The organism is Sphingomonas sp. SP4, from assembly GCF_058313375.1.
On record NZ_JBZFLE010000001.1, the window covers coordinates 1,719,302 to 1,744,293 of the forward strand.

Here is a 24,992-nt window from a genome sequence, read left to right on the forward strand (position 1 = left end):
GCGATTCGGCGAGCCTTCGGTTGCCGTCCACGGCCCCGCCCCCTACCTCCGCCAAGTGCCTGAATCGTCTGCCCCAATGACCGAGCCCGGATATGTCCAGGGCCTGAATCCGCCGCAGCGCGACGCCGTGCTGTCAACGGAAGGGCCGGTGCTCGTCCTTGCGGGCGCGGGCACGGGGAAGACCGCCGCGCTGACGGCGCGCCTCGCTCATCTGATCGCGACGCGCAAAGCCTGGCCGAGCCAGATCCTGTCGGTCACCTTCACCAACAAGGCGGCGCGCGAAATGCGCGAACGCGTCGGCAGGCTGTCGGGCGGTGCGCTCGAAGGCATGCCGTGGCTCGGCACCTTCCACTCGGTGGCGGCGAAGATGCTGCGCGTCCATGCCGAGCTGGTCGGACTCCATTCCAACTTCACCATCCTCGACACCGACGACCAGCTGCGTGTGCTCAAGCAGCTGATCCAGGCGGCGAACTTGGACGAGAAGCGCTGGCCGGCGCGTCAGCTCGCGGGCTTAATCGATCGTTGGAAGAACCGCGGCTGGACTCCGGAGCAGGTCGACACGGGCGAGTCCGAAGCCTTCGCGGCCGGCCGCGGCAGCGAGCTCTACGCGCAATATCAGGAGCGGCTGAAGACGCTGAACGCCTGCGACTTCGGCGACCTGCTGTTGCACATGCTGGTGATCTTCCGTCGCCATTCGGACGTGCTCGAAAGCTACCGCGACCGCTTCCGCTATTTGCTCGTCGACGAATATCAGGACACCAACCAAGCACAGTACGAATGGCTGAAGCTGCTCGCCGAGCCGCGGCGCAATTTGTGCTGCGTCGGCGACGACGACCAGTCGATCTACTCATGGCGCGGTGCCGAGGTCGCCAACATCCTGCGCTTCGAGAAGGATTTTCCGGGCGCGAAGGTCATCCGGCTCGAACAGAATTACCGTTCGACCTCGCATATCCTTGCAGCTGCCGATGGGCTGATCGCGAACAACGCCGGCCGTCTCGGCAAGACATTGTGGACGGACGCAGGCGACGGCGAGAAGGTTCGTGTCATCGGCGTGTGGGACGGACCCGAAGAAGCGCGCCGCGTCGGCGAGGAAGCTGAATCTCATATGCGCAGCGGCGGCTCGCTCGACGACATTGCGGTCCTCGTCCGCGCCCAGTTCCAGACGCGCGAATTCGAAGAGCGCTTCATCGCGATCGGCCTCAGCTATCAGATCATCGGCGGTTTCCGCTTCTACGAGCGCGCGGAGATCCGCGACGCCGTCGCTTACCTGCGCCTGATCAACCAGCCTGCCGACGACCTCGCCTTTGAACGCATCGTCAATCAGCCCAAGCGCGGCATCGGCGACAAAGCGCTGGCGACGATCCACACCCATGCCCGCGCGCTCCAGCAGCCGTTGCTGCTCGCCGCCGCATCTTTGGTCGGCACCGACGAGCTGACGCCGCAGGCACGGCGCAGCCTCACCAACTTCGTCGCCGACGTCGCCCGCTGGCGCGAGATGTCGGCCACCCTGCCCCACCCCGAGCTGGCGCGCATCGTGCTCGACGAAAGCGGCTACACCGCGATGCTTCAGGCCGACCGTTCCGCCGAAAGCGCCGGTCGCCTGGAAAACCTCGCCGAGCTCACGCGCGCGATGGAAGAATATGAGTCGCTGCAGGCGTTCCTCGAGCACGTCAGCCTGGTCATGGACAATGACGAAGCGCGGCAGGGCGAGCGCGTCACGATCATGACGATCCACGCCGCCAAGGGCCTGGAGTTCGACATCGTCTATCTCGCTGGCTGGGAAGAAGGCGTGTTCCCATCGCAGCGTTCGCTCGACGAAGGCGGGCTCGCCAGCCTCGAGGAGGAACGCCGTCTCGCCTACGTCGCGATCACCCGCGCCCGCCGCCGCGCGACGATCATCCACGCCGCCAACCGCCGGATCTACGGCCAATGGACAAGCAGCATCCCCAGCCGCTTCCTGAACGAGCTGCCCGATGCGCACATCGAGCAGGAAACGACCATGACCGGCGGCGAAAGCCTGTGGCGTGCGCAATGGTCCGAGCGCGCCGATCCGTTCGCGCACCTCGGTCCAGCTCAGTCGATGCGCGCCAGCACGCGCGGGCCGGGATTCCAGCGGGCCAGCCGCGAAGGCCGCTTCAACGCCCAGCCGCAGCGCGTCATCGAAGCCCGCGCCTCAGCCGTATCTTTAGGCAATCAGGGACGCACCGACCTCGAGCTTGGCCAGCGCGTGTTCCACGGCAAGTTCGGCTACGGCACCATCGCTGCGATCGAGGGCAACAAGCTCGAAATCGACTTCGAGCATGCAGGCCGCAAGAAGGTCCTGGACAGCTTCGTCAGCGCGGGTTGAGGGGGATATTTGCAAAGGAGATCCGGACGCTCCCCAACGACCGGATCCCCCGTTGCAAGCGGCCCGACGCTGCGAAGCGCCGGGCCGGAGACACGCTCTTGGTGGCTTAGTCGAGTCAACAGGGGCGAGTCTCGGCGCGGACTTTACGCAAAGTTAATCCCGCGTCCAGCCGTTTAGATCAGGCCACCAAACCAACTGACACGTGAGCGCTTTGAGCTGCTGGTTGGGGGAAACTCTGTGACGTCCCTTCGGGCGATCTCAGATGGTCGAAATGACCACTTTCGACGCACTGAGGGACATTCGCCTAAGCATGACTCTTCTTCTGGCCTGCCCCGTCATCCCCCCCTTGTTGAACTGTTACAATGCGGACGTTAGCGCTGGCCCGTGAAGCCCAAAATCCTGACGACGATGCGCGACTACTCGTGGCGCGCTTTTCTTAGCGACGGCCTGGCGGGAGTGACGGTTGCCCTGGTGGCATTGCCTTTGAGCATCGCCATCGCGATTGCTTCCGGCGCGAACCCTAAGGCGGGCCTCGTCACTGCAATCGTCGCCGGCCTCTTAATTTCATTGTTGGGCGGAAGTAGGGTTCAGATCGGGGGCCCTACGGGCGCGTTCATCGTCGTCGTTTACGGGGTGATAGCGCAGCACGGTTTCGACGGCCTTCTCCTCGCTACATTGATGGCCGGCCTGATCCTGATCATTGGCGGACTACTCCGCGCCGGCCGCTTCATTTCGCTCGTGCCCGAGCCCGTGATCGAAGGCTTCACGGTCGGGATCGCGCTGATCATTGCCGTAAGTCAGCTCAAAGACTTGCTCGGGCTCTCGACTGCGAGGGTGCCGGCCAATCTCATCGAAGCCCTGCCCGCACTCTGGGCAGCGCGAGAGGCGATTAATCCCTTTGCCTTGGGAGTCGGCTTGTTCGCGATTGGGGGCATAGCCGTGCTGCGCCGCCTTGCTCCCTGGTTTCCTGGTTCCATTCTGGTCATCGCGGCGGCGTCGGCGGCGGTCGCCTTGCTCGCGCTCCCGGTCGTTACGATTCATTCGCGCTTCGGTGCCTTGCCAGCGGGGTTGCCGGCTCCGTCGCTGCCGCACGTCAGCATTTCTCGGATCAGTGAATTGCTGCCTTCAGCCTTCGTCATCGCTTTCCTTGCCGCAGTGGAATCGCTGTTGTCCGCGATCGTGGCGGACCGCATGATTGGAAGCCGCCATCGCTCAAATGCTGAGCTGATTGCGCAAGGCGCCGCCAACATTGCCTCACCCTTGTTCGGAGGATTGCCTGCAACGGGAGCGATCGCCCGCACTGCAACCAACGTGCGGGCCGGTGGCCGAACTCCAGTGGCGGGGATCGTCCATGCCCTGGTCATCCTGCTTGTCTCACTCGGGTTCGGCTGGCTTACCGGCTATCTTGCCATGCCAGCCCTGGCGGGCCTGCTCATCGTAACGGCATGGCTCATGAGCGAGCCTCATCGCTGGGGCGAGCGACTGAGGCTGAGATCGGGCGATCGCGTCCTGCTGTTTCTCACAATGGTTCTGACGGTTGGCACCGACCTGACAATTGCCATCGCAGTGGGGACCGTAGCCGGCTTGGCGCTAAGGCTGATCCGGCGGGACGTTGAGCCTGAGGATTGGACCCCCGCTGACCGGTCGCAGCTATAAAAGGTGGACGGCCTTTTCGACCCATTGCGGACATCAGCGTGTTGTGCCTACGCCGCCGCGGAGATTCCGCCCTACTCGCTGATACGGTCACGAGGCCGAAGGCGACACATTGACCATCCGGTTCCGTGAAGGGGCCACCTGGAGCTGGAATCCTGGCTCTGGCGTGAACGTCTTCGTCTCGGCCCCCAACCTGAGTTCCGTGAAGGTCGAGGGCGCCGCCGAACTGGAGATAGGTAGAGTGCGCGGCAACATGTTATTGGCTGAAACGGACGGATCCGGAACTATCCTCGTGCGCGGAATTGACATCGGACGCGTGCAGCTGGCGGCCGGCGGTTCCGGTGGGATTACTGTGGAGGGACGCGCCAGTCGACACTCATTAGCGAACCTTGTTTGATCTAGGGTCATCAGCAACTTCGCGCCCGGCCCTTAGGGCAAGCTTTGCGATCCTCAGTTTGATCGACATCCTCTCCCGCAACGATCGAGCGTTTTCATATTCGATCGCGAGCAATGTCCTCTGCGCAAAGAGATGTCCTTGCTCAGCGGCCCTTTCCAGCCAGGCCCAGCCTTCCGCCGCTGCACTCGGGCCTCCACGGCCTTCGATCATCATCCTTCCTAATCTCGACATGCTTGGGACATCGCCTCGCTCGGCACCAGTCTGAAATGCCGCTCGCGCTTCCGCTTCTTCGCCCTGCCGCTTCAGCAATCGGCCAAGATCAAAACATGCGGCAGCGCTGCCAAAGGAGACCGCGCGTTCGTAATGTGACCTGGCGGCTCGCCAGTCCGCCGCACCGACGTCGCCGCGTTCGTGGATGCAGCCAAGGCAATGATGCGCGTATTGCGAGTTGCGATCCGCCAGAGGTTGAAGCAATTCCATAGCTTCCTCGTAGCGATGACCCTCCATTGCTTCCTCAGCCGCTTTCTCGTCCAGGCGAAGAAGCAATCGCGCCAACTCAGCCCGGCATTCCGCGTTGCCCTGTCGAGCTCCTTCGTCGAACGCTGCTCTCGCCGCAGATTCGTTGCCCTCTCTCCAGAGTAATAAGCCAAGGTAATGCTGAGCAGCAGCGCTGCCCTGTTCAGCTGCGCCTTCGTAATAGGAACGGGCAGAGTCCAGATCAGGCGTGCCGATCGCCCCGGTTTCATAGACCCAACCGAGGGCAAGCAGGGCGTATTCAGAATCGCGCTCCGCTAATGGTCGCAGCAGGCGAACGGCAGTCTCGTATTCGCCTCGTTCGATTGCTTTCCGCGCTGCAATCTCGTCTCCCTGCAAAGACACAGAGTTCAATCGCCCTCCAATCGGCCTTTGCTAGGCGATGGAACGTCCGCTTTCCACCCAAAGCGGACATTGCAGACCCTGAAGCGTTGATCTGGCAGCGTACCGATATGCGGCGTGCGTGGGTCACCAATCGCTTCGGGGATTCACGGTGGAGTTTCACGAAGGCGCACGTTTAGGCACCAAGCATTGGCTGGATGGGACCAGCGGCACATGCTCAAATGGCGACGAGGCGGGGCTCGGCTTCTACCGAAAGGGTCGATTGATGAGGCGCTGCGCGTCCCTGGCAACCTAACTCACATCAGAAATGGGAACTTTGACCCTCGCGGACTGCTCAGCGTCGGTGCAAAGTCCCGGGTGTTTTGCCTCGTAAAATATCTGCGGCTCAGCTCTCGAGAAGGAGATCGCCTTGGCTGTCACTGCCGAAGCACGACGGCTGCGGCCAATCCACCCTCTTTTAGCCTTCCTGCTCGCCGCGAGCGTTCCCTTGTTCCTGGGTGGGCTGCTCAGCGACATCACTTATGCGAACACAACGGAGCCCCAATGGGCCAATTTCGCGGCTTGGCTGATCGCCGGCGCAATGGTCTTCACCGGCTTTGCCCTGCTCTGGACCTTGATTGCCCTGCTGTTCGAGCGGCCCCGCCGGCGAGTGACTGCGCTCCTGTTCGCTTTGCTCCTTGCAACATTCGTGCTCGGTTTGTTGGATTCGTTCCAGCACGCCAAGGACGCTTGGGCGATCATGCCGGCCGCTCCCCTTTATTCAGCGATCGTCTTAGTCCTCGCCGCGATCGCCTGCGGGGTCGGCTTCTCCACTCTTCACACGCGAGACGTGAAATGAAGCGTCTTCTCGTGATGGCGGCGCTGGCAACGGTGGTGAGCGGCTGCAGCAGCCATTCGGGTTCCGACCCGATGCAATATGGCTCGAACCCGCAGCTGCCGGAACCACACCGGGGACTGCTTCCGACGATGAAGATCGCGAGCCCCACAGGTTGGGGAAATCGACGACCGACGGTACCGCAAGGATATACGATCACGGCCATCGCGACGGGCTTCGGGATCTCTCGCCAGACTTTGGTGCTGCCTAATGGCGACATCCTCGTCGCGGAGGGTCGCGGCGGCGGCGAGCACGCGCTGCGGCCAAAGGACGTGATCGCCGGCTACATTAAGGCCAAGGGCACGAGCGATGCGAAGAGCGGCAACCGGCTTACCCTGTTGCGCGATGCGAATGGCGACGGCGTCTACGAACTCCGAACCGTCTTCGCAGACAAGCTGAACGCTTCGTACGGCCTCGCCCTCGTCGGGAACAAACTCTACGTCGCGGACCAGGATGCGCTGCTTCGCTTCGACTATACGCCAGGCCAGACCAAGGCGAGCGCGGCCCCGACCAAGGTCACCGATCTGCCCTCAGCGATCAATCACCACTGGACGAAATCGCTCGCCGCAAGCCCGGATGGCCGGTTCCTCTATGTTGGCATCGGATCGAACAGCAACATCACCGAACGCGGAATGGCGGCCGAGGTCGACCGCGCGCAGATCTGGCAGGTCGATGCCGTCACGGGTGCGCATCGCGCGTTCGCAACGGGCACCCGCAATCCGACAGCGCTCGCGATTCAGCCGGGCACCGGGCAGCTGTGGGCCACAGTCCAGGAGCGCGACGAGATCGGGCCGAACCTGGTGCCAGACTATCTCACGTCTGTGCGTGACGGCGCGTTCTATGGCTGGCCGTACAGCTATTGGGGCCAGCACGTCGATCCGCGCGCCCAACCGCAAAATCCGAAGATGGTCGCGGCGGCGATCCGCCCTGATTACGGGCTCGGCTCGCACGTCGCGGCGCTTGGCCTCGCATTCTCTAGTCCGGCTATGGGCCCACGATATGCGGAAGGCGTCTTCGTCGGCGAGCACGGCAGCTGGAACCGCAGCAAGCCCGCAGGCTACAAGGTGGTGTTCGTTCCCTTCCGCGCCGGCCGGCCCTCCGGCCCGCCGATGGACGTGGTTACCGGGTTCCAGGACGCAGATGGCAAGACCCGCGGACGGCCGGTGGGAGTCACCGTCGATCCGCGCGGCGCTCTGATAGTTGCCGACGATCTCTCAAACACGATCTGGCGCATGGTCCCGACGCGCCAAGCTCCTGCCGCGGAAGCCCCGTCCCGCCCCGCAAAGCCGCCGGGCAAACAGGATCATCCGGGAACCTACGCCCCCTACTGAAAGGTGCCCTCCGATGCGCTTAAGGCGCCGGCGGCTTCCAATTGCGATCGCTGGCCGTCAGCGCACGGACCGCTAATGTTCGCTTTCCACCCATTGCAGACATTAGCCGGCTTAGGTCTCCTTGCGATCGTCTTGACCCCAATGGTCGCCCGCATTCGGAACGCGCGATGTCCCAAAGAGCGGCGCGAGTTTCTCCCCGATTAAGCGCTGGTTACGGCTTCCCGATTGGCGGGGGGGCAACAGTCCGACTACTGCATGTTAGCAATTAGTGTTTTTGCGCATCGCGTGGTATCCGCGCGCCGCGGCGCCCAGTCGTGCCTTAAGCACAATGGGGCCGTTCAGGAGGAGACTTATATGCATAAGCTCGTCACCCTGGCCGCGTTCACGATCCTCAGCACTGGAATGACCGGTTTTGCATTCGCTGGTGAGGTGACTGGCCAACACAATCGGACAGCAGCTCCGGCACACGCCAACTCCATATGCGCTTATTCGGGATTGGAAGATGGAACCACTCTCGTCGGTTTCGATCCAATCACGGGCGCGCCAATCTTCGTTTACGACACTCCTTATGGCCCGGGGCTGGTCCAGAATCCCCACCAGGAAAATGCCGCCGGGATCATTCACCCGCCGGGAATACCTGGCACGTCATGCGGTTATGGCACCAACCCGGAGAACCCGCCGCCGCACTAAGCTCTGGAAACGAAAGTCCTCCGCTGCGGCGGAGGACTTCACTCACCGCTCGTATTTTCGCTCCGTCGTCGCGCCCGGTTCAGTTCGGGCGAGGATCCGTCACCGTCGCCGGAGCGGAGCGCAGCTGCTCGATCTCAGTCTCGTTCCGGTCCTCAATCCCGATGAGGTCGTTCCGCGCTTCCTTGTTCGCGCGGATCAGCTCGTCGAGCTTGGCCTGGAGCGCCGCACCGTCCCGGTTTTGGGTCGCCTGCAGGATCGGCAGGAACAGCAAGGTGAGCACGTTGATGGCAAGGTTGGTGCCGTTGATCAGCAGTTCGCTGCGGCTCGCATAGGCGGCGAATGATCCGGCCGCGAGCAGGATGCACAGGATCAGCATGACAGGCCGCCCGATAAAGCGAGCGAGGGCCGTCGTGATGAGCTGGAAGAAGTTGCCGTCCATCCACGCCCAACGCGGCTCGCCGTGTCTCGCTGCAACGGCTGAACCGATCAACGGCTTTGCATGGCAATCAGACGCTAGCGACTGACGTCTGCTTTCGGCTGATTACGGACTGAAGCACTTCAGCCCTTCGACTGCGGGTTCGAGTAATTGACTTGAAAGGTCCAGTCCCGGCCCTGATCAGGTTTCGCTGCGGCTGGATTCTCGCTTTCCAAAATCTTGGCGGCAGTTTCTTCGATGCTCCCCGCGACCAGGATGTAGTCACTTCCGATCATGCCGACCTTCGTCTGGTTGTCCTCATGGGACCGAAGCCAAGCCACATTTTGAGCTACGACCATGTAGTCGCCGCCGCGTGACTTCAGCTTAACGAATTTCATCGAGCGCGCCTCCGAACCAAGACCCATAGGAGGATGATCTCAGCCAGAGGTTAACGTCGCTGAACGTCTGTTTTCGACCCATTGCGGACATTCTGACGGCTGGAGCCCGTTCGCTCACCTCGGAATAAAGGTGACCACCGAGGGCGCCGGTGCTCGGTAGGTCATTTGTGGTGTAAGCGCACAATCGATGGGAGCTCGCCCGTACGCGGCCTTATCCAAGCACACGACGGCCGACGCCAGATTGGTCAGGATAGCAAGGCGAGCATTGCCTTTCAGTCTGTCCGTGGCGGTGCCCCCGGTTGACCGGCTAAACGTACTGATGTCGCGACGGAAGAGTTGTTGCCCGTTCTCGACCTTGATTAGGGTGTAGCTGAGGGTGGCCGTGGCTTCGCTTGAAAACGAGATCTTCTGCGGTGCATCGAGACCGACCCAGCGCACGAGCAAACGGGCCTTTGGTTGCGTGCCGGGAGGCGCGAGCATGTTTGCCCGGTCGAGAGTTTGACGCAGCGCCTCATTCATCTCCTTTGAGCTGGTGATCGGCACTAGGAACCCGCCAACCTTGTTGGGCATGTCGGCGAGCGGATCCAGCGCAATCTTCCGATACAGCGGATGGTCCGGCTGGAGAGGCGTGGGACTATCGGGCGCAAACGGCAAACCAATCGGTTGCAAAGTGAGGGTCTTCGCCTGGGCGGGTTGGACGCTAACGACAGCAATGGCTGCAGCGACGATCGGATTCAGCTTCATGCGCACTTGATGCGCAGACAACGGATAAAGCTCTGTTAAATCGCGATCTCGGACTTCCAGCGCCTATGGTTGGCTTTGGTCCGCTTTCACCCATTGCGGACCTTTCGGGGCAAACGATCCAATTTCGCCCTGATCACAAGCCTTGAACCGTCATCCGTCTCCTCGCGCCACCGAGGATGCAAATGTTGCAATTGCGAATGATATCTTCGCAGTTGCAGCAATGGTTTCGCTACGCCACTCAAAGGGTGGCCGTTCTGGCGCCTCTCCTGAAGTTTCTAAGCGGTCAAAGGAGCCTTCCCACTCTCTCTCCCCGGGAAGGCTCCTTTTTTCTTGCCCTCGCCGGACGACCGGTTACATTGTGCGTTGCACAATTCCGGGAGCCGCTGAAGTGCGCAGGTTGCCGCCAGTTGGATCCATCCAGGCCTTCGTGACCGTGGCCCGCCAGGGCTCGCTCAAGGCCGCGGCGGAGTCGCTATCCCTCTCGTCCCCGGCGCTGACCCGGCGGATCCAGTCGCTCGAACAGTTCGTCGGCGCACCCCTGTTCGACCGGCAGCACAATTCGGTTTCGCTCAACACACGCGGAGCCTCGTTCCTCGCCGAGATCGAGCCGCACGTCGATGCCCTCGCGCTCGCCGTCGAGCGTGTCAGCACGCCGCCCAATTCCATGCGGCTTCGCATCGCGGTGCCGTCGCTGTTCGCTGCACAGCGGCTGATCCCGGCCCTGCCGGCGCTGCGCGACCGGCATCCCAATCTCGCCATCGACGTGAACACCGCGCCCAACCGGATCTCGCTTCTGTCCGAAGGTGCCGACGCTGTCATCACCATCACCGACCGGATCGATGATCGGCTCTATTCCCGGAAGCTTGAAAGGGGCCGCATCGTCGCGATCGGCTCGCGCGATCTCAACGACGTGCGCGAACCCCAGGACCTGAAGCGAGTACCGATCCTCCTCCATCGCGACATGCCTCAGCTGTTCAACGTCTGGCGCAAGTCGATCGGAATGCCCGGACTGGAACCGGCCGTTACCAACTACTTCGATGCCGGCCAGCTCATCCTGGATGCGGCTGCAGGGGGTCTCGGGGTCGCCTTCATGCTCAAGAGCCACCTTAGCCGCTCGATCGACGATCGCCTGGTCCAGCTGTTCAGCGAGACAGCCGAGAGCCCCTATACCTATTGGTTCGCCTGTCTGCCCGCCGCACTGGAGCGTCGGCCCGTGCGCATCTTTCATGACTGGCTATTCGAGAATTCCGCCGTTGCGGTGCAGGAGGAATTCCGGGCGGCCGCGGAATGACCGCCCGGTCGTGATTATTGCGCGCTGGCGAGCGCCCGGCGCTCCATGAGCTGGGCGGCCACAGCGTCGCGGACTTTCTTGCTGACGGTGTACTCGACCGCGACATCGCCGATGTTCCCGTCGACGTGGCCGGTGGGGGTGACGACGAGCGTGAACGGCTGTTGCGATCCGAGCAAAACGCCCGCGATGTGGATGAAGCCGTTGGCGCGGAGCTCGGTCGTGTAAGCAAAGCGCTCGCCTTCGCCTTCGCCATATTCCGTAACGGCGGGGGCAAGGGCCGGCCGCGCGGCGGCGGCGAAGGCCGGATGCGCGGTGGCAAGTGTAACGGCAATCAGCGTCGTGAACCGGAGCATGTGAGCCTCCCTTTCCAAAGGTCGGCCGTCACCTGGCTCCTCTCCTGTAATCACAATGTCGTCGGAGGGCCGGTTTTTCGCAAATGCAAAGGGCGAACCGACGCGTGCAGTTTTTGCAGCCTCAGCCTTTGCGGCTTGGCCGAACGTTTACGTAAGGCGCGTGAGCTAACGTCAGCTTTCGACCCAAGCGGACTGAGAGATCGAAGTAGGTGCGAGATCACCAGTGCTTCGGTAAGGGCTGATTTTTGCGTGGAACTAAATTCTGATCCAGCAGCATGACTTTGGGGTCTGAATCCTCGCGAGAGCCCACCTTCCGAAAGCCACTAACCGCAAGCTCGTGCACAAGGCTAGCAACGGCGAAATGCCTTGAATCATAGCCACCGTGCACCTCGGGCGCGCGTACAGCAAAGAGCGTTGAGAACCCCGCGATCAGCGCTTCGTCGTCAAACTTGCCGATATTCTGGAAGTTCGGTGCTATGTCGCTGATGCGGGACCCGTGGTCCCCGTGCATTATCACAATCACGTTTCCGGCAGCGGGCGAGTGATCTACTGCATCTAGAAGCAGTCCGACTTCTTTAATGGCGCACTGAACCTGGCGAACATAAGCATCTTGGCGCTGGGATAACGGTTGCCCTCGATCACCAAGCATCCATTGTGAAACACGCGACACAGAGCAGTCTGAATTGAGCGCATAGGGTCCGTGCGGCAGTAGGATGTGGGCGAAATAGACCTCTCCGGGACGGATCCTACTTACCTTAGACTTGAGTCGTCGCAGCGCCGCAAGCCCATTCATGGGCGTTGGATTTAAGTCGAGCGTTACCCAAGGGAGTGGCAACTGGAGCCCGACGTCATTGAGGCGCAGAATGCCACCCTTAACTAGTTCGGCGAGCCTGTTGGGCACCATCTTCCTTATAATGAGGATGGCTTTGTCGATGGGAGGCAGCTGAGCGTCAGCAATCGGCGTGTAGTTCTGGGATTGATATGTGGTGCAGACCGCGACCCGCTCAGAGCAGTAGTTGATGTAGTCCGACTGCAACACGTTGATGACGTAACCGGCTTGTGTCAGGCGATCGAAATACGCATTGTGCATTGCATCGGTTGCTTCAGGCACCCCGAAGTTCAGAATGAACGGGATAGATCTGATAGTCTTGGAGTTCGGGCTATACGCTCCTCCGAACAATCTGAAATCTCGCGATAAATAGAAGTCTCGCAGGTACCTTTCGATTTGTGGACTAGAGGGGTTGCGTCTCGGGAACCCCTCTATGCCAAGATGCTCATCCAAGATTACGTGCAGAATAGCGGCGCCGGAATTGCTGCTGCGCCGCATGCGACCTGACTCTGCAAACTGCGAAACGGTTTGTTGACCTATTCCCAGACTGGCAGTCAGCATTGTTGCCAGTGCCATGAAGGCAATTGGCGGTAGAATGCGGGCGTCGAAAAGTGTGAAAAGCGCCGCGGCTGCTAAAGTAGCGGCAGCGGCGTAGATAAGCGATGAGACCAGAGCGACCGCATAGCCCGCGAGACCAGCAACCATGATCCCGTGTAAAATGCGTCGAGGCCGGCGCGGCAAGCGCGAAGCGACGTAATAGAGGACGGCATAAACCGAAGCTGCGATGGCGAGAAACAAAACGGTGTAGAGGACCTCAATCCGAAGAACCGGGTACTTCTCATAGCTAATGAAGTTGTTGAGCAGCGCTAGAAAAACACAGAAGAACGCGATTCCCGCATAGAAGACATGGCCAAGCGCGCTACGACCCGGCCTAGCAGTTTTAGCCATACGGTCACCGACGTCAGCTGCCATTGGGTAGTCCCTGCGGCGCTAAATCGTAGGAAGGGATTTCTTATTTCGATATCAATTGCAAGTTCCGGTCCCGATCTGGCTTCTAAGGAACGGTCCCGGTTGCTCATCACGCTGCCGCAGACATCAGCTATTGGCAGCCCAACAGCGCCAGCTAACGTCCGCTTTCCACCCATTGCGGACATTGCAAAGCTAACCCTTTGGTATGCTCATGTTCTCGTGAATGTCGGCGGCCGTCACCATTGGGTGCATTGCCTTTAAGCCCCAACTGCAATTGATGGTCTTCGCCCGCTTCGCCGCCAACGACCATTGCGCTGATCCGGGCCGCATTAAAGAGAGCATCGCAGTGCAGTAGTGGTAGAGGTATTGGCGATCAGGATTCTGAGAACCTTGAAGTCTTGCCTGAGCGCGTCGAATGCTCGGTAAGCATCATCGAGGCGCTCGGAACGAAGCAGCAGCTTTGCGCGCCTTACACGGAATACGGGTTTCAACGGGGCGATCTTCGCCGCTTCGTCGAGCAACTCCATCGCACGTTCGAAGTCACTCCTGCCTTCCGCACTGATCGCACGGATGATCTTCCAAGTCTGCCGGAACCAAGGCCGTGAATACCGTGCCGCGACGCTCATGAGGCGGATCTTACTCTGCCGACGTCCGCTTTCCACCCAATTCAGACCTACGGCCTTCGATCCGGTAAGACTGAAGTTGTTTTCGAGAAGGAATGTTACAATCGCCCGCCCGTTCGCCTGACAGTCATGCCTGCGGCGTGAACGGCCGCATCACGTCCTCACCCTCATGCACGAGCCCATAGTGGGAGCGCGGCACTTCGTTCCATGCGCCGACCCGGCTTCCGAGCGGCTCTGAAACGACCAGTCTCGATTCCGGCGCAAGCGCCTGGAATATTTCAACCTCCGGGTACATCTCCCGCAGGGTCTCAACCTTGGTTGAGAAATAAAGCGACGGTGGCTCGCCCTCACTCGAATAGCGAAAGGCCCAAATCGCATTGCCGTCGCTCAGGGCCACGCTCATCCGAACAGGCGCGTCGACCTCGTGAGATCGGGCAACGGACTCGATGAATCCAACGGCGCGCTCAACGGCGGCGGGCGGGTCGTCCTCGAGCCCGAAGGTCAGAGCGAGGAAGAAGAAGACCTCCGTATCCGTGGATCCTTCCAGCTCGCCGTAAAGGCTCGGGTGGATCGCCAGCACGAGCTCCCGCTTCAGATCGTGGAAGTGCGCGATTTGCCCGTTGTGCATCCACAGCCAGCGGCCATGCCGGAAGGGATGACAATTGCTTTGCTGGACGGGCGAGCCGGTCGACGCTCTGATGTGCGCGAAGATCAGGTGCGATTGAACGTGCCGCGACAGCTCGCGCAGGTTGCGGTCGTTCCACGCCGGGTCGACACCCTTGTAGACGGCAGGGAACGGCTCCTCTCCGTACCAGGCGATGCCGAAGCCGTCTCCGTTAGTGGTCTCCACGCCGAGGCGGGCGTGAAGGCTCTGATCGATCAGCGAATGCTCGGGCTTGTAGAGCAGGTCTTCGAGACGGATCGGGCTGCCCGAATATGCGACCCATCGGCACATGGTCGTACCCCCGTTCGGCAATATCTGCCGTCAGGGCGTCGAGTGCCGGATCGGCCGCTCCCTGATAATCGGGCAAACCCTTAGCGGGCGCGTTCAGTCGACTTCTGCGGGAAGCTTGCGGCTGCTTTCGGGGATCGCCGGTTCCTTGAGCATCGACATGGCCATCTTGCCCAATGCGATCCGGTTGGCTCGGGCCTTTGCCTGCTCCCTGATGACCAGCGGGTCTTCCTGCTCGGACGGGCTGAAGACGGGAATGGTCAGGCAAATACTGTGAGCGTCGATCAGGTTGCCCCAGTCGGCGATCAGCTTCTTGTACGCCCTGCCGACCGGCCGGATATTCCGGTCGAGGTCGTAGAGCCCGAGCGGATTGACGGTGCCGTTATTCTCGCGAAGCGCCGTGTCCCAGTCGACCTGATCGGTCAGAGAATACCATGTGAAGCCGAGCACCGGGACGCCGCTGCGGCGGATGCGCAGGATGTTCGCCCATTCCTTGTGCAACCAGGTGACCGCCTCGCCTTTCGAACCGTCGCACAGGTTCGTTTCCGTATGCATCACGGGCAAGCGGTAGCGGTGGAAATATTCTTGCGTGATCGTGTGATAGCCGAAGATTTCGCCTGATGGCCCTGTCGCGCCGCCATCATGCACCAGATGCTCGTTGGTGATGTAGTAATCGTTCCCCATGATGCAGTGGTGCCGCAGGTTCTTGGTGCGGAAGAAATTGTACTCGTCGAGCGTCATCCCGCAGTCGTGCAGGAACACCATCATCCGGCCCGACACGTCGTATCCGTAGTTGAGGTCGAGCGACAGGAAACGCTGCTCGTTGAAAGCTTCGGACTCTGGAATGGCCGACGGGCTTTCCGGATGGAAGTGCTCGGAAGATTCGCTCTGGATGAAGAGGGCGTCCGGACGGATCTCCAGGATCGCATGCATCGCCAGGATGTTGGCCTTCACCAGATGCTTGAGCGCCGTGATGAACGCGGTGTCGGTGCTGAGTTGCTCGTTCCACCACCCCCAGCGCGCCGAGAAGGTTGCGCAAATGAACATCTCGTTCACGGGCGTGTAGAGCTGCACCCAGGGGAAGCGTGCCGCAAAGTCACCGGCGTAGCGCTCGAACAATCGTGGGAAATCCGGGTTCTGGAAGTCGCCGATCCAGTCCGGAACGCCGAAGTGGCAAAGGTCGACGATCGGAACGATGTCGCGGCGCTTGAGGTCCTCGAACGTCTCGTCGGCGAAGCTCCAGTCATATTGGCCTTCGCCAAGCCAGGTCGTGTGGATGGGCGGCCCGTAGCGGAGGAACTTGATCCCCTGTTCCTGCACAAGGTCGAAGTCCTTGCGCCAATATTTGTAGAAGCCGCACTTCTCCATCTCGTCGACTCGATGGCGGCCGTTCTGGATCTTCGGCACGCTGTTCTCGATGCCGGTAGCGAACATGAAGCTGATCATGGATGCGTCTCCCGCGGCTAGAGGCGGTACGCGTACGTCACCCTAATACCCCACGTACTTAAGTGATCCTATCGGTACTCGTACTGAAGAATGAGTGCCTGACGAGATGATGTCCCCCACCCGAAGCAGACATTACGTCGCATTTAAAATGACTTGGCTCGCACGGTCGAGCCGACATGGCAGCCGGACGCAACGGCAAGACAACAATCTGAACCTCAACAGAGTGGGGGTGTTGGCTCGACGGGTGGGGAGTTGCGTTCGAGGAGGCGCCTGCGATGAAAGCTCTGGTCTGGCACGGCAAGGAAGACATCCGTTACGACACGGTCAGCGACCCCGAAATCGAGGACGCGCGTGACGCCGTCATCAAGGTCACGAGCTGCGCAATCTGCGGCAGCGACCTGCACCTCTATCACAACTTCATCCCGGCCATGTTGCCCGGCGACGTCATGGGCCATGAGACCATGGGCGAGATCGTCGAATTGGGGCCCGAGGCGAAGTCCCGTGGCGGCCTCAATGTAGGCGACCGGGTCGTAATTCCCTTCACAATCATCTGCGGCGAGTGCGACCAGTGCAAACGCGGCAACTTCTCCGTGTGCCAGCGCTCGAACCGCAAGGCGGACCTCGCCGAAAAGGTCTTCGGCCACCCAACGGCGGGCCTGTTCGGCTACACTCACCTGACCGGCGGCTACGCTGGCGGGCAGGCCGAATTTCTGCGCGTCCCCTTCGCTGACGCGACGCACATCAAGGTTCCTGACGGTATCCCTGATGAGAAGCTGCTGTTCCTCAGCGACATCCTGCCGACCGGTTGGCACGCCGCGATGCAGGCCGACATTCAACCGGGCGACACGGTCGCCATCTGGGGCTGCGGTCCGGTCGGCCAGATGACGATCCGAAGCGCCATTCTGCTCGGCGCTGAGCAAGTCATCGCAATCGACTTCCTGCCGGAGCGGCTGTCCATGGCCGAGGCCGCCGGAGCGACGGTCATCAACTTCCATGAGGAGAGCGTCACCGAAAGGCTGACCGAACTCACTAATGGTGAAGGCCCGCACAAGTGCATCGACGCGGTCGGATCCGAAAACCACGTCAGCTTCACGCAGCCCGACACAATATACGATCGCCTCAAGCAGATTACGCTGAGCGAGAACGACCGCGGGCACGTACTTCGCGAGATGATCTACAACTGCCGCCCCGCCGGCGTGATCTCGATCATCGGCGTCTATACCGGCCTGGTCGACAAGTTCCCGATCGGCATCGCGATGAACAAGGGCATCACGTTCCGGATGGCCCAGGCGCATGTGAACCGCTGGACCGACGATCTCCTGCACCGGATCGAGGACGGGCAGATCGATCCCTCGTTCGTGATCACCCACAAGGAGCCTCTGTCGGCGGGGCCCGAGATGTACCGCAAGTTCCGCGACAAGCAGGACAGCTGCATCAAGGTGATGCTGCAGCCTGCCTGATTAGCCGCAAACCATTCTTGAAGAGGTGAGATCATGTCGCTCATGTTAGCCAAAGTTTCCAGCGTCACTCGTTCGCCGGGGGATCCCAAAGTCATCGAAACAGGCCCAAGTTCGCTCAAGCCCGCTGACCGCTTCGGCCGCGCGCTCGGATGGTTCAGCATGGGCCTTGGCCTTACCGAATTGTTCGCGCCGCAAGTGCTGACCCGATGGCTCGGGGTCGAAGGCAAGGAGGGGCTCGTCCGGGCCTATGGTGCCCGCGAGATCGCTTCGGGTGTCCTGTGCCTGTCGGTGAACAACGATTATGGCGCCTGGAGCCGCGTCGCAGGCGACGTGCTCGACCTGGCTTCGCTTGCTGCGGCTTACAACGACGACAATCCGAAGAAGGGCAATGTCGGTCTCGCCATCGCCGCGGTCGCCGGCATTACAATCGCCGACGCGCTCGCCGCTCAGTCGATCCGCTCCCTGCACGATCGTAAGGGCGAACCGGTGCGCGACTATAGCGATCGCAGCGGCTTCCCGAAGGGCATCGGCTATTCTCGCGGCAAGGCTTCGGAAGGTTCTCCGATAGACTACCGCGCGACCCCAGCGGCCGCAGGCGCTTCGAAACCCACCGGCGAGACGTCGGCTGCGTCTGCGGACCTCGAACTCGAGGTACCCGCATAGTCGCCGTCGGGCGGATCGCGCATGGGAAGCGGCGGTCCGCCCACGGTACCCATCGAACCAAATGAGAGGCGCTCATGAAACGCACCGGCCGGATCCTCATCGTCGTAACCAATGTCGACCAATATGAAAGCGTGGGCTTCAGGACCGGTCTTTGGCTTGGTGAACTGACGCATTTCTGGGACGCCGCGGAAGAGCACGGTTTCCAGAGTGACATCGCGAGCCCGGCCGGAGGTTGGGTGCCGCTCGACCCGCAAGGGCTAATGCTGCCCGAAATGGGCCACAACAGCCGGCTCGGCGGAGACGTCACCAATCATTACCGCGACAAGCAATTCATGGATCAGCTCAACCGTACCTTGCCGCTCGCTGACGTGAATGTTGCCGATTACGACGCGATCTATCTGGCGGGCGGACACGGTACCATGTGGGACTTCCGCTCCCCCGAACTCGGGCGTCTGTTGGCGGACTTTTATGAAAGCGGGAAGATTGTGTCGGCCGTGTGCCATGGCCCGGTCGGCTTCCTCGAAGCAAAGCTAAGCGACGGCAGCTGGCTTGTTCAGGACAAGAACATGACCGCTTTCTCGTGGGCCGAGGAAGGAGCGGACAACAGGGACGACGTGGTCCCCTTCAACCTTGAAGAAGAACTGAAAGGCCGAGGCGCCCGCTACACCAAGGCAATGATCCCGTTCGGCAAACACGTCGTGGAGGACGGCCAACTCATCACCGGACAAAATCCGGCCAGCGCTCGCGGCGTCGGAGAGGCGGTCGCGCGAGCCCTGAAGGAAACTGCGCCGCGACGCCGTGAGGACCTCGCAACCGCATAGGTCCCAATCAAATCTCGTTCTCCGCCGGCAGGTTTTCTATCAACACACGATCGGTTAAATGGCGCCGGTCAGGGGCGCCTGCTCGCGTAAGTCGGGAGTTGGCGTTTGCGCTCCGTTCGTCGAACGAACTTCGGGAGCACGACGATGCAAAAATCTGCCTTTATGTTCGCGCCAGCGATTGCGATGATCGGCGCGCCCGCCTCCGCAGCTGCGGTTCCTGATCTTTCGTCGGTCACGGTTCCCGTTGCTGCCTCAGACTTCGCGACCGAGGCTGCGATGAAGACGCTCGTTCACAAGGTCCATCTGGCTGCGAGCCAGGTCTGCAAAGGAGAATTTTCGAGCGACGACGGCGATCTGTTCACGCGAGAATGCGAGCTTGGTGCGATCGAGGACGGCTTGGCTCAGATCGACAAGATTCACTCGCATCAGCTGACGACGGTAACGACAGCATCGATCGTGATCGTCGCTCGATAAGGCGGGCGCCGCTGGTGCTGCTGAAGTCACTATGTTCAGCAGCCAAAATCGCGAACGATAACAATTCGTGAGGGCGACGGCGCACGGGCGCGCGGCGATAGCGCAATGGCCAGATGGGCTACGCGCCCGCGCTCGCCGGTTCCCTGGTGAGCGCGTCCAACAAGGCTTCGGCCGCCGGCTCGCTCGACGCCGGATTCTGGCCGGTGATGAGAAGTCCCTCGCGGACCACGTGCGGCTTGAATGGCTCCGTCTTACTGAACTTCGCGCCAAGCTGCTTCAGGACGTCTTCGAGCAGGAACGGCACGACCTCGGTCAACCCGACCGCTTCCTCCTCCTCGTCGGTGAAACCGGTAACGCGCTTGCCAGTGACTAGCGGGCTTCCGTCAGTCGCAGTGACGTTCTTCAGCACCGCGGGAGCGTGGCACACGAGGGCGACCGGCTTGCCGTCTGCAAGCGTCTGCTCGATGAGTGCCTTCGAGTGCGCATCTTCGGCGAGGTCCCACAGCGGACCGTGACCACCCGGATAGAAGACAGCATCGAAATCTGACGATCGAACCGAGTCCAGGCGTTCCGTGGACGCCAGCTCCGCCTGCGCTTCCTGATCGCGCTTGAACCGGCGGGTCGCATCGGTCTGCGAAGCTGGCTCGTCGCTCTTGGGGTCGAGGGGCGGCTGGCCACCCTTCGGACTAGCAAGCGTGATCTCGTGTCCAGCGTCCTTCAGCACGTAATAGGGGGCGGCGAACTCTTCGAGCCAGAATCCCGTCTTCCTGCCTGTGTCCCCCAGCCGGTCATGGCTGGTAAGCACCATCAGAATTTTCATCGGAGCGTCTCCACAGCTTGCCCCAGCCCGCGGATCAGATGGGGGTGCGAGCGTGCGCTTTCCACCCGTTGCGGACATCATGCTCAATGGGGCGGCAGGGTCGATGGATGGGTCAGGATCTGAAAGTCGGTGAGCTCAACTGACGTGGTCGTCGCCGGCATACAGCAGTTCGCCACTGCCGGGCCGACGGCCGAGATCACAGGGCCTGACGTCGATCCAAAGGTCGACAAGTCGAACTTCAAGTAAAGCGGAGTGGCTCCTGCCGTCGTCAGGATGGCGGCACCCTTGCCCGTGATGCGGCTCACCATCAGCTCTAGCGTAAAGGGCTGCAGCGAACTGACGATCGCGTTGTAGGTCGCTTTCGGTACGTCCTTGCTTCCCCGCTGATCGTCGGCTTCGTAGGCGTTAAGCGTCGCGGCTCCCAGCTTGAACCTCAACGTCATGTTGAGCCGCTTTTCTTTCGCAAGATCCGCCGCTCCCCCAGTTCGAGCATTGAGCCCGATTGCCCAGGCCTTCCGATCGAATGGCCCACGGGGCCTAACGAAGGTGGCGCGCACCGCGAAAAAGGTACCGGGCCCGAAGTTAAGGGCCGTACTGGAAAGCCCGACCGACGAAGTCTGGGTGTTGTGATCCGGGTCGCGGGGTATCAATGGAATCGGCTTCGGCGTTGTAAGCTGCAGCACGATGCCCTGCGACCCGGCGGGGAAGCTGGAGGCTTGGCCCGCGACCTGCGCGTCACCCTTCTCCAGCGCTTGCGGCGTCGGGTGAATCCGATCGATGAAGCAGTTGAGCGACCCGCGAGGGAAGATCGAATGGTAGGCCAGTTTCAGCGCAGGCGCTCCGGGCACCAAAGGCGGCGAGACTGTCGGCGGTTCGGGTGCCTGAGAAAGCGAACTCTGATCGCAAGGGTCGCTGGTGCCCGGGGCGGGCGGGGCCGCACTGGCCTCAGAGGCGACGAACAGCGAAATGGCCAGGAAAAGCGCGCAAGTCTTCATCGGATGTCTCCCGCGAAGCTTCGAAGGCACGCGGAACAGACCGAGCAAAATTAACTTACAGCAACTCCCTCGTTGTAACAACGACGAGCATGCCTTTACGAGTCACACTGACTTCAACTCGACAGCGATGAGGCGCAGTTCGGAATAACCAATGTTTTCGACCGAATGCGGAGTGAGTGGTGGAAGCCAAAGCGCCTCACCGACGGCAGGCTGACGGTCCCAATTGCGCGAATCCACGATCACATTTCCCTCGGCATCGCGTCTCAGGAAGTCGCTCCAACTCATCACGTAAAGCGTGGCGGGCCAGCGATGCGTGTGAACAGGTGTGCGCTCGCCCGATTTCAGTCGCGTGTCGAGAACGCGGACATGCTCATTCTCCATGAGCATCTCGTGATGATCCGGAGCCGCGGTCATCGCATCCAAGGGGTTGGTCCCTGCGTCAGTCATCAGGATCGATTAGCACGACGGAGCAAATGCCGGGAATGTCCGCTTACGACCCATTGCGGACTTTATAGCGCTGCTGCACTCTGACGTCGGAATGCCTCGCAAGTTTCTGACCCGACGCTTTTGGGAGCCCATTGCGCGATCGCTATTTCTGATCGCAACCGGGGCATATCTCCTCACCTGGTATCTGAAAGCAGTTGGCCTCGAGACGGCTGAGCTCCGCACCATCTCACTCAGCATCTACCTAATTTGGTGGATCCTGCTCGTGGCGTCGGCGGCGACGATGCCCCGACGCAAACCCGACGTTGACGAACCGAGTCCAGCGGCCAGCGGAACGGCCGTAGTGCTGGTTACCGGCCTGTGTGCTGCAGGGTTTCTCGCTCGAGATGCATCGTGGCCTCAAGGTTATGTCGCTCCCGCAGTGATCACGGTCATTACGCTAGCCATCGCAGCGGCAGTTTATCGCTTTGCTTCCAAGCACGCGTCCGAAATCGGCGAAGCTCGCTTCAATACGAGTGGCCGGTCGACCTAATACCCCGAGCAAAGTCCGCTTTCCGCCCATTGCGGACACCAGGGTGCTGGTACCTCAAGGGCGGACGAGTGGCGCCTGTAAGACTGGTCAGACCATCGGATCTACGCATTCGTCCGACCGAGCCTGCCATCGCGCTGGAAAGACGATCAGTGCGTGGCCGTCTCGTCGTCGGCCGGACCAGCGACTCTGGACTGCTTGCCTATTTATCTCGCAAGTACAGTGACTTAGCCCAACGATTGCGGGAACGATTGCCCGCTCCCGCAGTTTCAGTCGCCGGAGCAACAGGGGCCGATGGAGGTATCGGGCTCATGAAACAGATCCTTCTGACCTTTATCCCAATCTCGCTAAGTCTCTCGGCGTGCGCGACCAATCCCTACGGCTCGCCCCCAAGCGCGGGAACGCGCGCGATGTACGGTGCCGCCTTGGGCACAGTTGCAGGCGGGCTGGCCGGGGCGGCCTTGGGTGACACCATCGGAGGCGCTGGGATCGGTGCGATCGCGGGCGGTGCCATCGGCGCTACAGTGCCGGGCACGATTTTCGAGGGCCGCAAATATTATCGGGATACCCGCGGCTACTGCTACTACATGGATCGTGACGGGCAGCCTCATTATGACGGCAGAGTTGCCTGCTGACGTCGCGGAGCGGCCGCGAAACTCGGCCATAACATAGATTACCGACAACGGTCTTCCAGTCGGCAAGTGATTGACTTAGCTTGTCTTTATGCAAGTCGTCGCTCTCATGGCCGCGGTTGCCGCGGTCCAGTCCGCTCCGCTCGATCGGCACCCGCCGATCATCGTCACTTCGCCTCCGCCACCGAGCGATCGGCAGGCGCGGGACTTCGTTCAGGACATCACGCCGCTCAGCTACGATCAGGTTGCGAGGTATCACAATCCCGTGTGTCCGTTGGCGCTGGGACTGGAGGCGAAATCCGCCCGTGTCGTTCAGCAACGCATCCGCGAAAACGCAGCGGGAGTGGGCGCGCAGGTCGACGCGAATGAGCGCTGCGCAGCAAATCTGCTGCTCGTTGTAGCGGATGACGGGCGGGAGTTCGTCAAAACTCTCCGCCACAACATGCCGAGCTGGTTGACCGGTCTCAACGTCACGCAGGTCGAGAGCATCCTCACGCAGCCGGGTCTGGCGCGGGCATGGTCCGTCGTGACGATCCGCAACGAAGACGGTTTGACCGGAGAGAGCACTGCGCACGCTCCCCGGTTCCGGCCGATGAAAGGCGCTCCGTGGACGATTGGCGGGCGCTTTCCCGAGGACGCTCCCACGATGCGAGTGAGAACGTCGTCGATGATCAAGCAGCCTGTGCGAGCGGATATCGAGGGATCTGTCATCGTTATCGATCGGTCTGCCGCCTTGGGCGCTACGCTGGCGCAGCTGGCAGATTACGCTGCTATGCGTGGGCTTGCCCGCACCACTGCCCCGAAGAGCGCAGGGGTGAAGACCATCCTCAGCCTTTTCGAACCTGGTGCACCGCGCGAAGCCGAACTCACGCGTTCCGACATCCTTTACCTGCAAACGCTCTACCGATCCGCGGGGACCGAAGGTGGAACTCAGGAGCGAGGACGCCTCACTCGCGCCATCCGCGAAGACGGGCGAAAGAAGCAGTGAGATCCTGCTAGCGGCTTAGGTCCGCGCAAGATCATGCGCCCTCCTCGGGGCTGCCGCATTGTCGCAACAGCCCCAAGGTTGGATGTCAGTTAGGCGTAGTGAGGCAGGACCGCTGCTTTCCGATTGCGGCGCAATGCGAAGCCGGCCAATCCAAAGCCCAGTAACATCATTGCCCAGGTAGCAGGTTCCGGTACGGCCGTTGTCCCGTCTAAGGAGATCTGGAATGCGTCGAGGCCAAACGCCTCGTCAGTGCCACCCTGCCAACCAGCGCCGTTTGCTTGAAAACCAATACTCAGTGTTGAACTGGTATGCGGGAAGACTAGCGAATAACCAACGAGCGTATCGCCAAAGAGTTGAGTGGTGTTGATCTCGGGACCGTCAAACAGCTCCGTTCCGCCGCCATAGTTCTCGACATTGCCGCTCGCGTTGTCAGCCGTCAGGCCACTAAGAAGCGGGACGCCGTTAATCGTGATGTCCAACAAATCCGGAGCGGGGCTACCATTACTGCTGTCCCAGCTCTCGAGGAATCCCAAGAGAAAATTCAGGGTCACCGAACTGTGCGTGGGTAAGTTCGTCAACTCCAGAACCGACTCGTTGCCAGGTGTTCCGGTGGGTGTGCCGCCACTGCGATTGGCGAAGTAATTGCCTGACCAACCGGTTGCGTTGATCGAACCATTAACGATTGCCGCTTCCAAAGATCCCTGCGTTAAACCGCCAAAGCTATCGGTGACCCCAGGGGCGACAAAATACCCCCCATCAAAGTCATTCTGGTAGACAACCTGGCCCGATGCTGCAGTTGCAGCGATGAGCGCTGCACAACTAATGGCAAGTCTCTTCATTTAGCTTCTCCCTTTCGCGGCCAAACCAAAGAACAGAGTCGTGCAATCGGGGAATCCGCCTGTTAACTCCTTGTTAACCAAAAAGTTCCACTGTCGCTTGGCCTCACCGCGAGATGCGTTTCGCTATCTGCCAAGGTCT

26 protein-coding genes and 1 pseudogene are annotated in these 24,992 nt (G+C 61.1%); 14 read left to right on the top strand and 13 right to left on the bottom strand.

Annotation, left to right across the window (positions count from 1 at the left end; genetic code table 11):
• The first annotated feature begins 76 nt into the window (after positions 1-76).
• The 3 genes and pseudogenes from AC4GYV_RS08845 to AC4GYV_RS08855 form a co-directional block, all read left to right on the top strand.
• On the top strand, positions 77-2,347 hold the full coding sequence (locus AC4GYV_RS08845) for an ATP-dependent helicase (RefSeq protein ID WP_491100411.1): 2,271 nt from the start codon (positions 77-79) through the stop codon (positions 2,345-2,347).
• 384 nt (positions 2,348-2,731) lie between these two features.
• On the top strand, positions 2,732-4,003 hold the full coding sequence (locus AC4GYV_RS08850) for a SulP family inorganic anion transporter (RefSeq protein WP_491100284.1): 1,272 nt from the start codon (positions 2,732-2,734) through the stop codon (positions 4,001-4,003).
• A 103-nt stretch (positions 4,004-4,106) separates the two neighbouring features.
• Positions 4,107-4,397 (top strand): annotated as a pseudogene (locus tag AC4GYV_RS08855) (GIN domain-containing protein); the annotation flags it as partial.
• Here AC4GYV_RS08855 and AC4GYV_RS08860 read toward each other — a convergent pair.
• The gene (locus AC4GYV_RS08860; protein WP_491100285.1) at positions 4,380-5,276 is read right to left on the bottom strand and encodes an SEL1-like repeat protein; all 897 of its coding nucleotides are present in this window, start codon (positions 5,274-5,276) and stop codon (positions 4,380-4,382) included. The pseudogene AC4GYV_RS08855 and the gene AC4GYV_RS08860 overlap by 18 nt on opposite strands.
• 406 nt (positions 5,277-5,682) lie before the next feature.
• Between AC4GYV_RS08860 and AC4GYV_RS08865 the strand changes: the two genes are divergently transcribed.
• The 3 genes from AC4GYV_RS08865 (at position 5,683) to AC4GYV_RS08875 (ending at position 8,168) form a co-directional block, all read left to right on the top strand.
• A complete protein-coding gene (locus AC4GYV_RS08865) occupies positions 5,683-6,111 on the top strand; it encodes a DUF2231 domain-containing protein (protein WP_491100286.1) in 429 nt (142 codons plus the stop codon).
• Positions 6,108-7,478, top strand: a complete 1,371-nt coding sequence (locus AC4GYV_RS08870; protein WP_491100287.1) for a PQQ-dependent sugar dehydrogenase — start codon at positions 6,108-6,110, stop codon at positions 7,476-7,478. The genes AC4GYV_RS08865 and AC4GYV_RS08870 overlap by 4 nt, the downstream gene beginning before the upstream one ends.
• Before the next feature lie 354 nt (positions 7,479-7,832).
• Entirely contained in the window at positions 7,833-8,168 is a 336-nt protein-coding gene (locus tag AC4GYV_RS08875; protein ID WP_491100288.1) for a hypothetical protein, read from the top strand.
• A 79-nt stretch (positions 8,169-8,247) separates the two neighbouring features.
• On the opposite strand, the gene AC4GYV_RS08880 is transcribed toward AC4GYV_RS08875, so the two are convergent.
• The 3 genes from AC4GYV_RS08880 to AC4GYV_RS08890 all read right to left on the bottom strand — a co-directional run bounded on the left by AC4GYV_RS08880 (position 8,248) and on the right by AC4GYV_RS08890 (position 9,725).
• Positions 8,248-8,607, bottom strand: a complete 360-nt coding sequence (locus AC4GYV_RS08880) for a low affinity iron permease family protein (RefSeq protein ID WP_491100289.1) — start codon at positions 8,605-8,607, stop codon at positions 8,248-8,250.
• 119 nt (positions 8,608-8,726) lie between these two features.
• Positions 8,727-8,981, bottom strand: coding sequence for a hypothetical protein (locus AC4GYV_RS08885; RefSeq protein WP_491100290.1), 255 nt, complete (start codon positions 8,979-8,981; stop codon positions 8,727-8,729).
• A 114-nt stretch (positions 8,982-9,095) separates the two neighbouring features.
• On the bottom strand, positions 9,096-9,725 hold the full coding sequence (locus AC4GYV_RS08890; RefSeq protein WP_491100291.1) for a hypothetical protein: 630 nt from the start codon (positions 9,723-9,725) through the stop codon (positions 9,096-9,098).
• Positions 9,726-10,113: 388 nt separating this feature from the next.
• Between AC4GYV_RS08890 and AC4GYV_RS08895 the strand changes: the two genes are divergently transcribed.
• Complete coding sequence (locus AC4GYV_RS08895) at positions 10,114-11,016, top strand: LysR substrate-binding domain-containing protein (RefSeq protein ID WP_491100292.1); 903 nt, start codon at positions 10,114-10,116, stop codon at positions 11,014-11,016.
• A gap of 14 nt (positions 11,017-11,030) precedes the next feature.
• On the opposite strand, the gene AC4GYV_RS08900 is transcribed toward AC4GYV_RS08895, so the two are convergent.
• From AC4GYV_RS08900 to AC4GYV_RS08920, 5 genes are all read right to left on the bottom strand, one after another.
• A complete protein-coding gene (locus AC4GYV_RS08900) occupies positions 11,031-11,369 on the bottom strand; it encodes a hypothetical protein (RefSeq protein ID WP_491100293.1) in 339 nt (112 codons plus the stop codon).
• Between the two features lie 217 nt (positions 11,370-11,586).
• On the bottom strand, positions 11,587-13,170 hold the full coding sequence (locus AC4GYV_RS08905) for a hypothetical protein (RefSeq protein ID WP_491100294.1): 1,584 nt from the start codon (positions 13,168-13,170) through the stop codon (positions 11,587-11,589).
• A gap of 326 nt (positions 13,171-13,496) precedes the next feature.
• Positions 13,497-13,793, bottom strand: a complete 297-nt coding sequence (locus AC4GYV_RS08910) for a tetratricopeptide repeat protein (protein WP_491100295.1) — start codon at positions 13,791-13,793, stop codon at positions 13,497-13,499.
• A 124-nt stretch (positions 13,794-13,917) separates the two neighbouring features.
• Complete coding sequence (locus tag AC4GYV_RS08915) at positions 13,918-14,745, bottom strand: class II glutamine amidotransferase (protein WP_491100296.1); 828 nt, start codon at positions 14,743-14,745, stop codon at positions 13,918-13,920.
• Between the two features lie 93 nt (positions 14,746-14,838).
• Positions 14,839-16,188, bottom strand: coding sequence for a family 1 glycosylhydrolase (locus AC4GYV_RS08920; protein WP_491100297.1), 1,350 nt, complete (start codon positions 16,186-16,188; stop codon positions 14,839-14,841).
• 275 nt (positions 16,189-16,463) lie between these two features.
• Here AC4GYV_RS08920 and AC4GYV_RS08925 point away from each other — a divergent pair, with 275 nt between their 5' ends.
• From AC4GYV_RS08925 to AC4GYV_RS08940, 4 genes are all read left to right on the top strand, one after another.
• Complete coding sequence (locus tag AC4GYV_RS08925) at positions 16,464-17,648, top strand: zinc-dependent alcohol dehydrogenase (protein ID WP_491100299.1); 1,185 nt, start codon at positions 16,464-16,466, stop codon at positions 17,646-17,648.
• A 33-nt stretch (positions 17,649-17,681) separates the two neighbouring features.
• Complete coding sequence (locus AC4GYV_RS08930; protein WP_491100300.1) at positions 17,682-18,311, top strand: hypothetical protein; 630 nt, start codon at positions 17,682-17,684, stop codon at positions 18,309-18,311.
• A gap of 74 nt (positions 18,312-18,385) precedes the next feature.
• Positions 18,386-19,132, top strand: coding sequence for a type 1 glutamine amidotransferase domain-containing protein (locus AC4GYV_RS08935; RefSeq protein ID WP_491100301.1), 747 nt, complete (start codon positions 18,386-18,388; stop codon positions 19,130-19,132).
• 144 nt (positions 19,133-19,276) lie between these two features.
• Complete coding sequence (locus tag AC4GYV_RS08940; protein ID WP_491100302.1) at positions 19,277-19,606, top strand: UrcA family protein; 330 nt, start codon at positions 19,277-19,279, stop codon at positions 19,604-19,606.
• Positions 19,607-19,724: 118 nt separating this feature from the next.
• On the opposite strand, the gene AC4GYV_RS08945 is transcribed toward AC4GYV_RS08940, so the two are convergent.
• The 3 genes from AC4GYV_RS08945 to AC4GYV_RS08955 all read right to left on the bottom strand — a co-directional run bounded on the left by AC4GYV_RS08945 (position 19,725) and on the right by AC4GYV_RS08955 (position 21,868).
• Positions 19,725-20,426 (bottom strand): type 1 glutamine amidotransferase domain-containing protein, encoded by a 702-nt coding sequence (locus tag AC4GYV_RS08945; RefSeq protein WP_491100303.1) that lies wholly within the window; start codon positions 20,424-20,426, stop codon positions 19,725-19,727.
• A gap of 83 nt (positions 20,427-20,509) precedes the next feature.
• Positions 20,510-21,421, bottom strand: coding sequence for a hypothetical protein (locus AC4GYV_RS08950; protein ID WP_491100304.1), 912 nt, complete (start codon positions 21,419-21,421; stop codon positions 20,510-20,512).
• A gap of 102 nt (positions 21,422-21,523) precedes the next feature.
• On the bottom strand, positions 21,524-21,868 hold the full coding sequence (locus tag AC4GYV_RS08955; protein ID WP_491100305.1) for a cupin domain-containing protein: 345 nt from the start codon (positions 21,866-21,868) through the stop codon (positions 21,524-21,526).
• 91 nt (positions 21,869-21,959) lie between these two features.
• On the opposite strand from AC4GYV_RS08955, the gene AC4GYV_RS08960 reads away from it, so the two are divergent.
• The 3 genes from AC4GYV_RS08960 to AC4GYV_RS08970 all read left to right on the top strand — a co-directional run bounded on the left by AC4GYV_RS08960 (position 21,960) and on the right by AC4GYV_RS08970 (position 24,014).
• Entirely contained in the window at positions 21,960-22,397 is a 438-nt protein-coding gene (locus AC4GYV_RS08960; RefSeq protein WP_491100306.1) for a hypothetical protein, read from the top strand.
• 308 nt (positions 22,398-22,705) lie between these two features.
• On the top strand, positions 22,706-23,029 hold the full coding sequence (locus AC4GYV_RS08965; RefSeq protein WP_491100307.1) for a YMGG-like glycine zipper-containing protein: 324 nt from the start codon (positions 22,706-22,708) through the stop codon (positions 23,027-23,029).
• Between the two features lie 106 nt (positions 23,030-23,135).
• Complete coding sequence (locus tag AC4GYV_RS08970; protein WP_491100308.1) at positions 23,136-24,014, top strand: hypothetical protein; 879 nt, start codon at positions 23,136-23,138, stop codon at positions 24,012-24,014.
• 89 nt (positions 24,015-24,103) lie between these two features.
• Here AC4GYV_RS08970 and AC4GYV_RS08975 read toward each other — a convergent pair whose 3' ends face one another.
• A complete protein-coding gene (locus AC4GYV_RS08975; RefSeq protein ID WP_491100309.1) occupies positions 24,104-24,853 on the bottom strand; it encodes a PEPxxWA-CTERM sorting domain-containing protein in 750 nt (249 codons plus the stop codon).
• Between the last annotated feature and the right edge of the window lie 139 nt (positions 24,854-24,992).

Excerpts from the sequence above, each read along its gene's own strand:
- AC4GYV_RS08875 (WP_491100288.1), top strand. The coding sequence starts at position 7,833 with ATGCATAAGCTCGTCACCCTGGCCGCGTTCACGATCCTCAGCACTGGA.
- AC4GYV_RS08845 (WP_491100411.1), top strand. The coding sequence starts at position 77 with ATGACCGAGCCCGGATATGTCCAGGGCCTGAATCCGCCGCAGCGCGAC.
- AC4GYV_RS08885 (WP_491100290.1), bottom strand. The coding sequence starts at position 8,981 with ATGAAATTCGTTAAGCTGAAGTCACGCGGCGGCGACTACATGGTCGTA.
- AC4GYV_RS08890 (WP_491100291.1), bottom strand. The coding sequence starts at position 9,725 with ATGAAGCTGAATCCGATCGTCGCTGCAGCCATTGCTGTCGTTAGCGTC.
- AC4GYV_RS08970 (WP_491100308.1), top strand. The coding sequence starts at position 23,136 with ATGGCCGCGGTTGCCGCGGTCCAGTCCGCTCCGCTCGATCGGCACCCG.
- AC4GYV_RS08870 (WP_491100287.1), top strand. The coding sequence starts at position 6,108 with ATGAAGCGTCTTCTCGTGATGGCGGCGCTGGCAACGGTGGTGAGCGGC.
- AC4GYV_RS08880 (WP_491100289.1), bottom strand. The coding sequence starts at position 8,607 with ATGGACGGCAACTTCTTCCAGCTCATCACGACGGCCCTCGCTCGCTTT.
- AC4GYV_RS08920 (WP_491100297.1), bottom strand. The coding sequence starts at position 16,188 with ATGATCAGCTTCATGTTCGCTACCGGCATCGAGAACAGCGTGCCGAAG.
- AC4GYV_RS08955 (WP_491100305.1), bottom strand. The coding sequence starts at position 21,868 with ATGACTGACGCAGGGACCAACCCCTTGGATGCGATGACCGCGGCTCCG.
- AC4GYV_RS08960 (WP_491100306.1), top strand. The coding sequence starts at position 21,960 with ATGCCTCGCAAGTTTCTGACCCGACGCTTTTGGGAGCCCATTGCGCGA.
- AC4GYV_RS08915 (WP_491100296.1), bottom strand. The coding sequence starts at position 14,745 with ATGTGCCGATGGGTCGCATATTCGGGCAGCCCGATCCGTCTCGAAGAC.
- AC4GYV_RS08930 (WP_491100300.1), top strand. The coding sequence starts at position 17,682 with ATGTCGCTCATGTTAGCCAAAGTTTCCAGCGTCACTCGTTCGCCGGGG.
- AC4GYV_RS08945 (WP_491100303.1), bottom strand. The coding sequence starts at position 20,426 with ATGAAAATTCTGATGGTGCTTACCAGCCATGACCGGCTGGGGGACACA.
- AC4GYV_RS08950 (WP_491100304.1), bottom strand. The coding sequence starts at position 21,421 with ATGAAGACTTGCGCGCTTTTCCTGGCCATTTCGCTGTTCGTCGCCTCT.
- AC4GYV_RS08940 (WP_491100302.1), top strand. The coding sequence starts at position 19,277 with ATGCAAAAATCTGCCTTTATGTTCGCGCCAGCGATTGCGATGATCGGC.
- AC4GYV_RS08925 (WP_491100299.1), top strand. The coding sequence starts at position 16,464 with ATGAAAGCTCTGGTCTGGCACGGCAAGGAAGACATCCGTTACGACACG.
- AC4GYV_RS08965 (WP_491100307.1), top strand. The coding sequence starts at position 22,706 with ATGAAACAGATCCTTCTGACCTTTATCCCAATCTCGCTAAGTCTCTCG.
- AC4GYV_RS08975 (WP_491100309.1), bottom strand. The coding sequence starts at position 24,853 with ATGAAGAGACTTGCCATTAGTTGTGCAGCGCTCATCGCTGCAACTGCA.
- AC4GYV_RS08910 (WP_491100295.1), bottom strand. The coding sequence starts at position 13,793 with ATGAGCGTCGCGGCACGGTATTCACGGCCTTGGTTCCGGCAGACTTGG.
- AC4GYV_RS08935 (WP_491100301.1), top strand. The coding sequence starts at position 18,386 with ATGAAACGCACCGGCCGGATCCTCATCGTCGTAACCAATGTCGACCAA.
- AC4GYV_RS08905 (WP_491100294.1), bottom strand. The coding sequence starts at position 13,170 with ATGGCAGCTGACGTCGGTGACCGTATGGCTAAAACTGCTAGGCCGGGT.
- AC4GYV_RS08900 (WP_491100293.1), bottom strand. The coding sequence starts at position 11,369 with ATGCTCCGGTTCACGACGCTGATTGCCGTTACACTTGCCACCGCGCAT.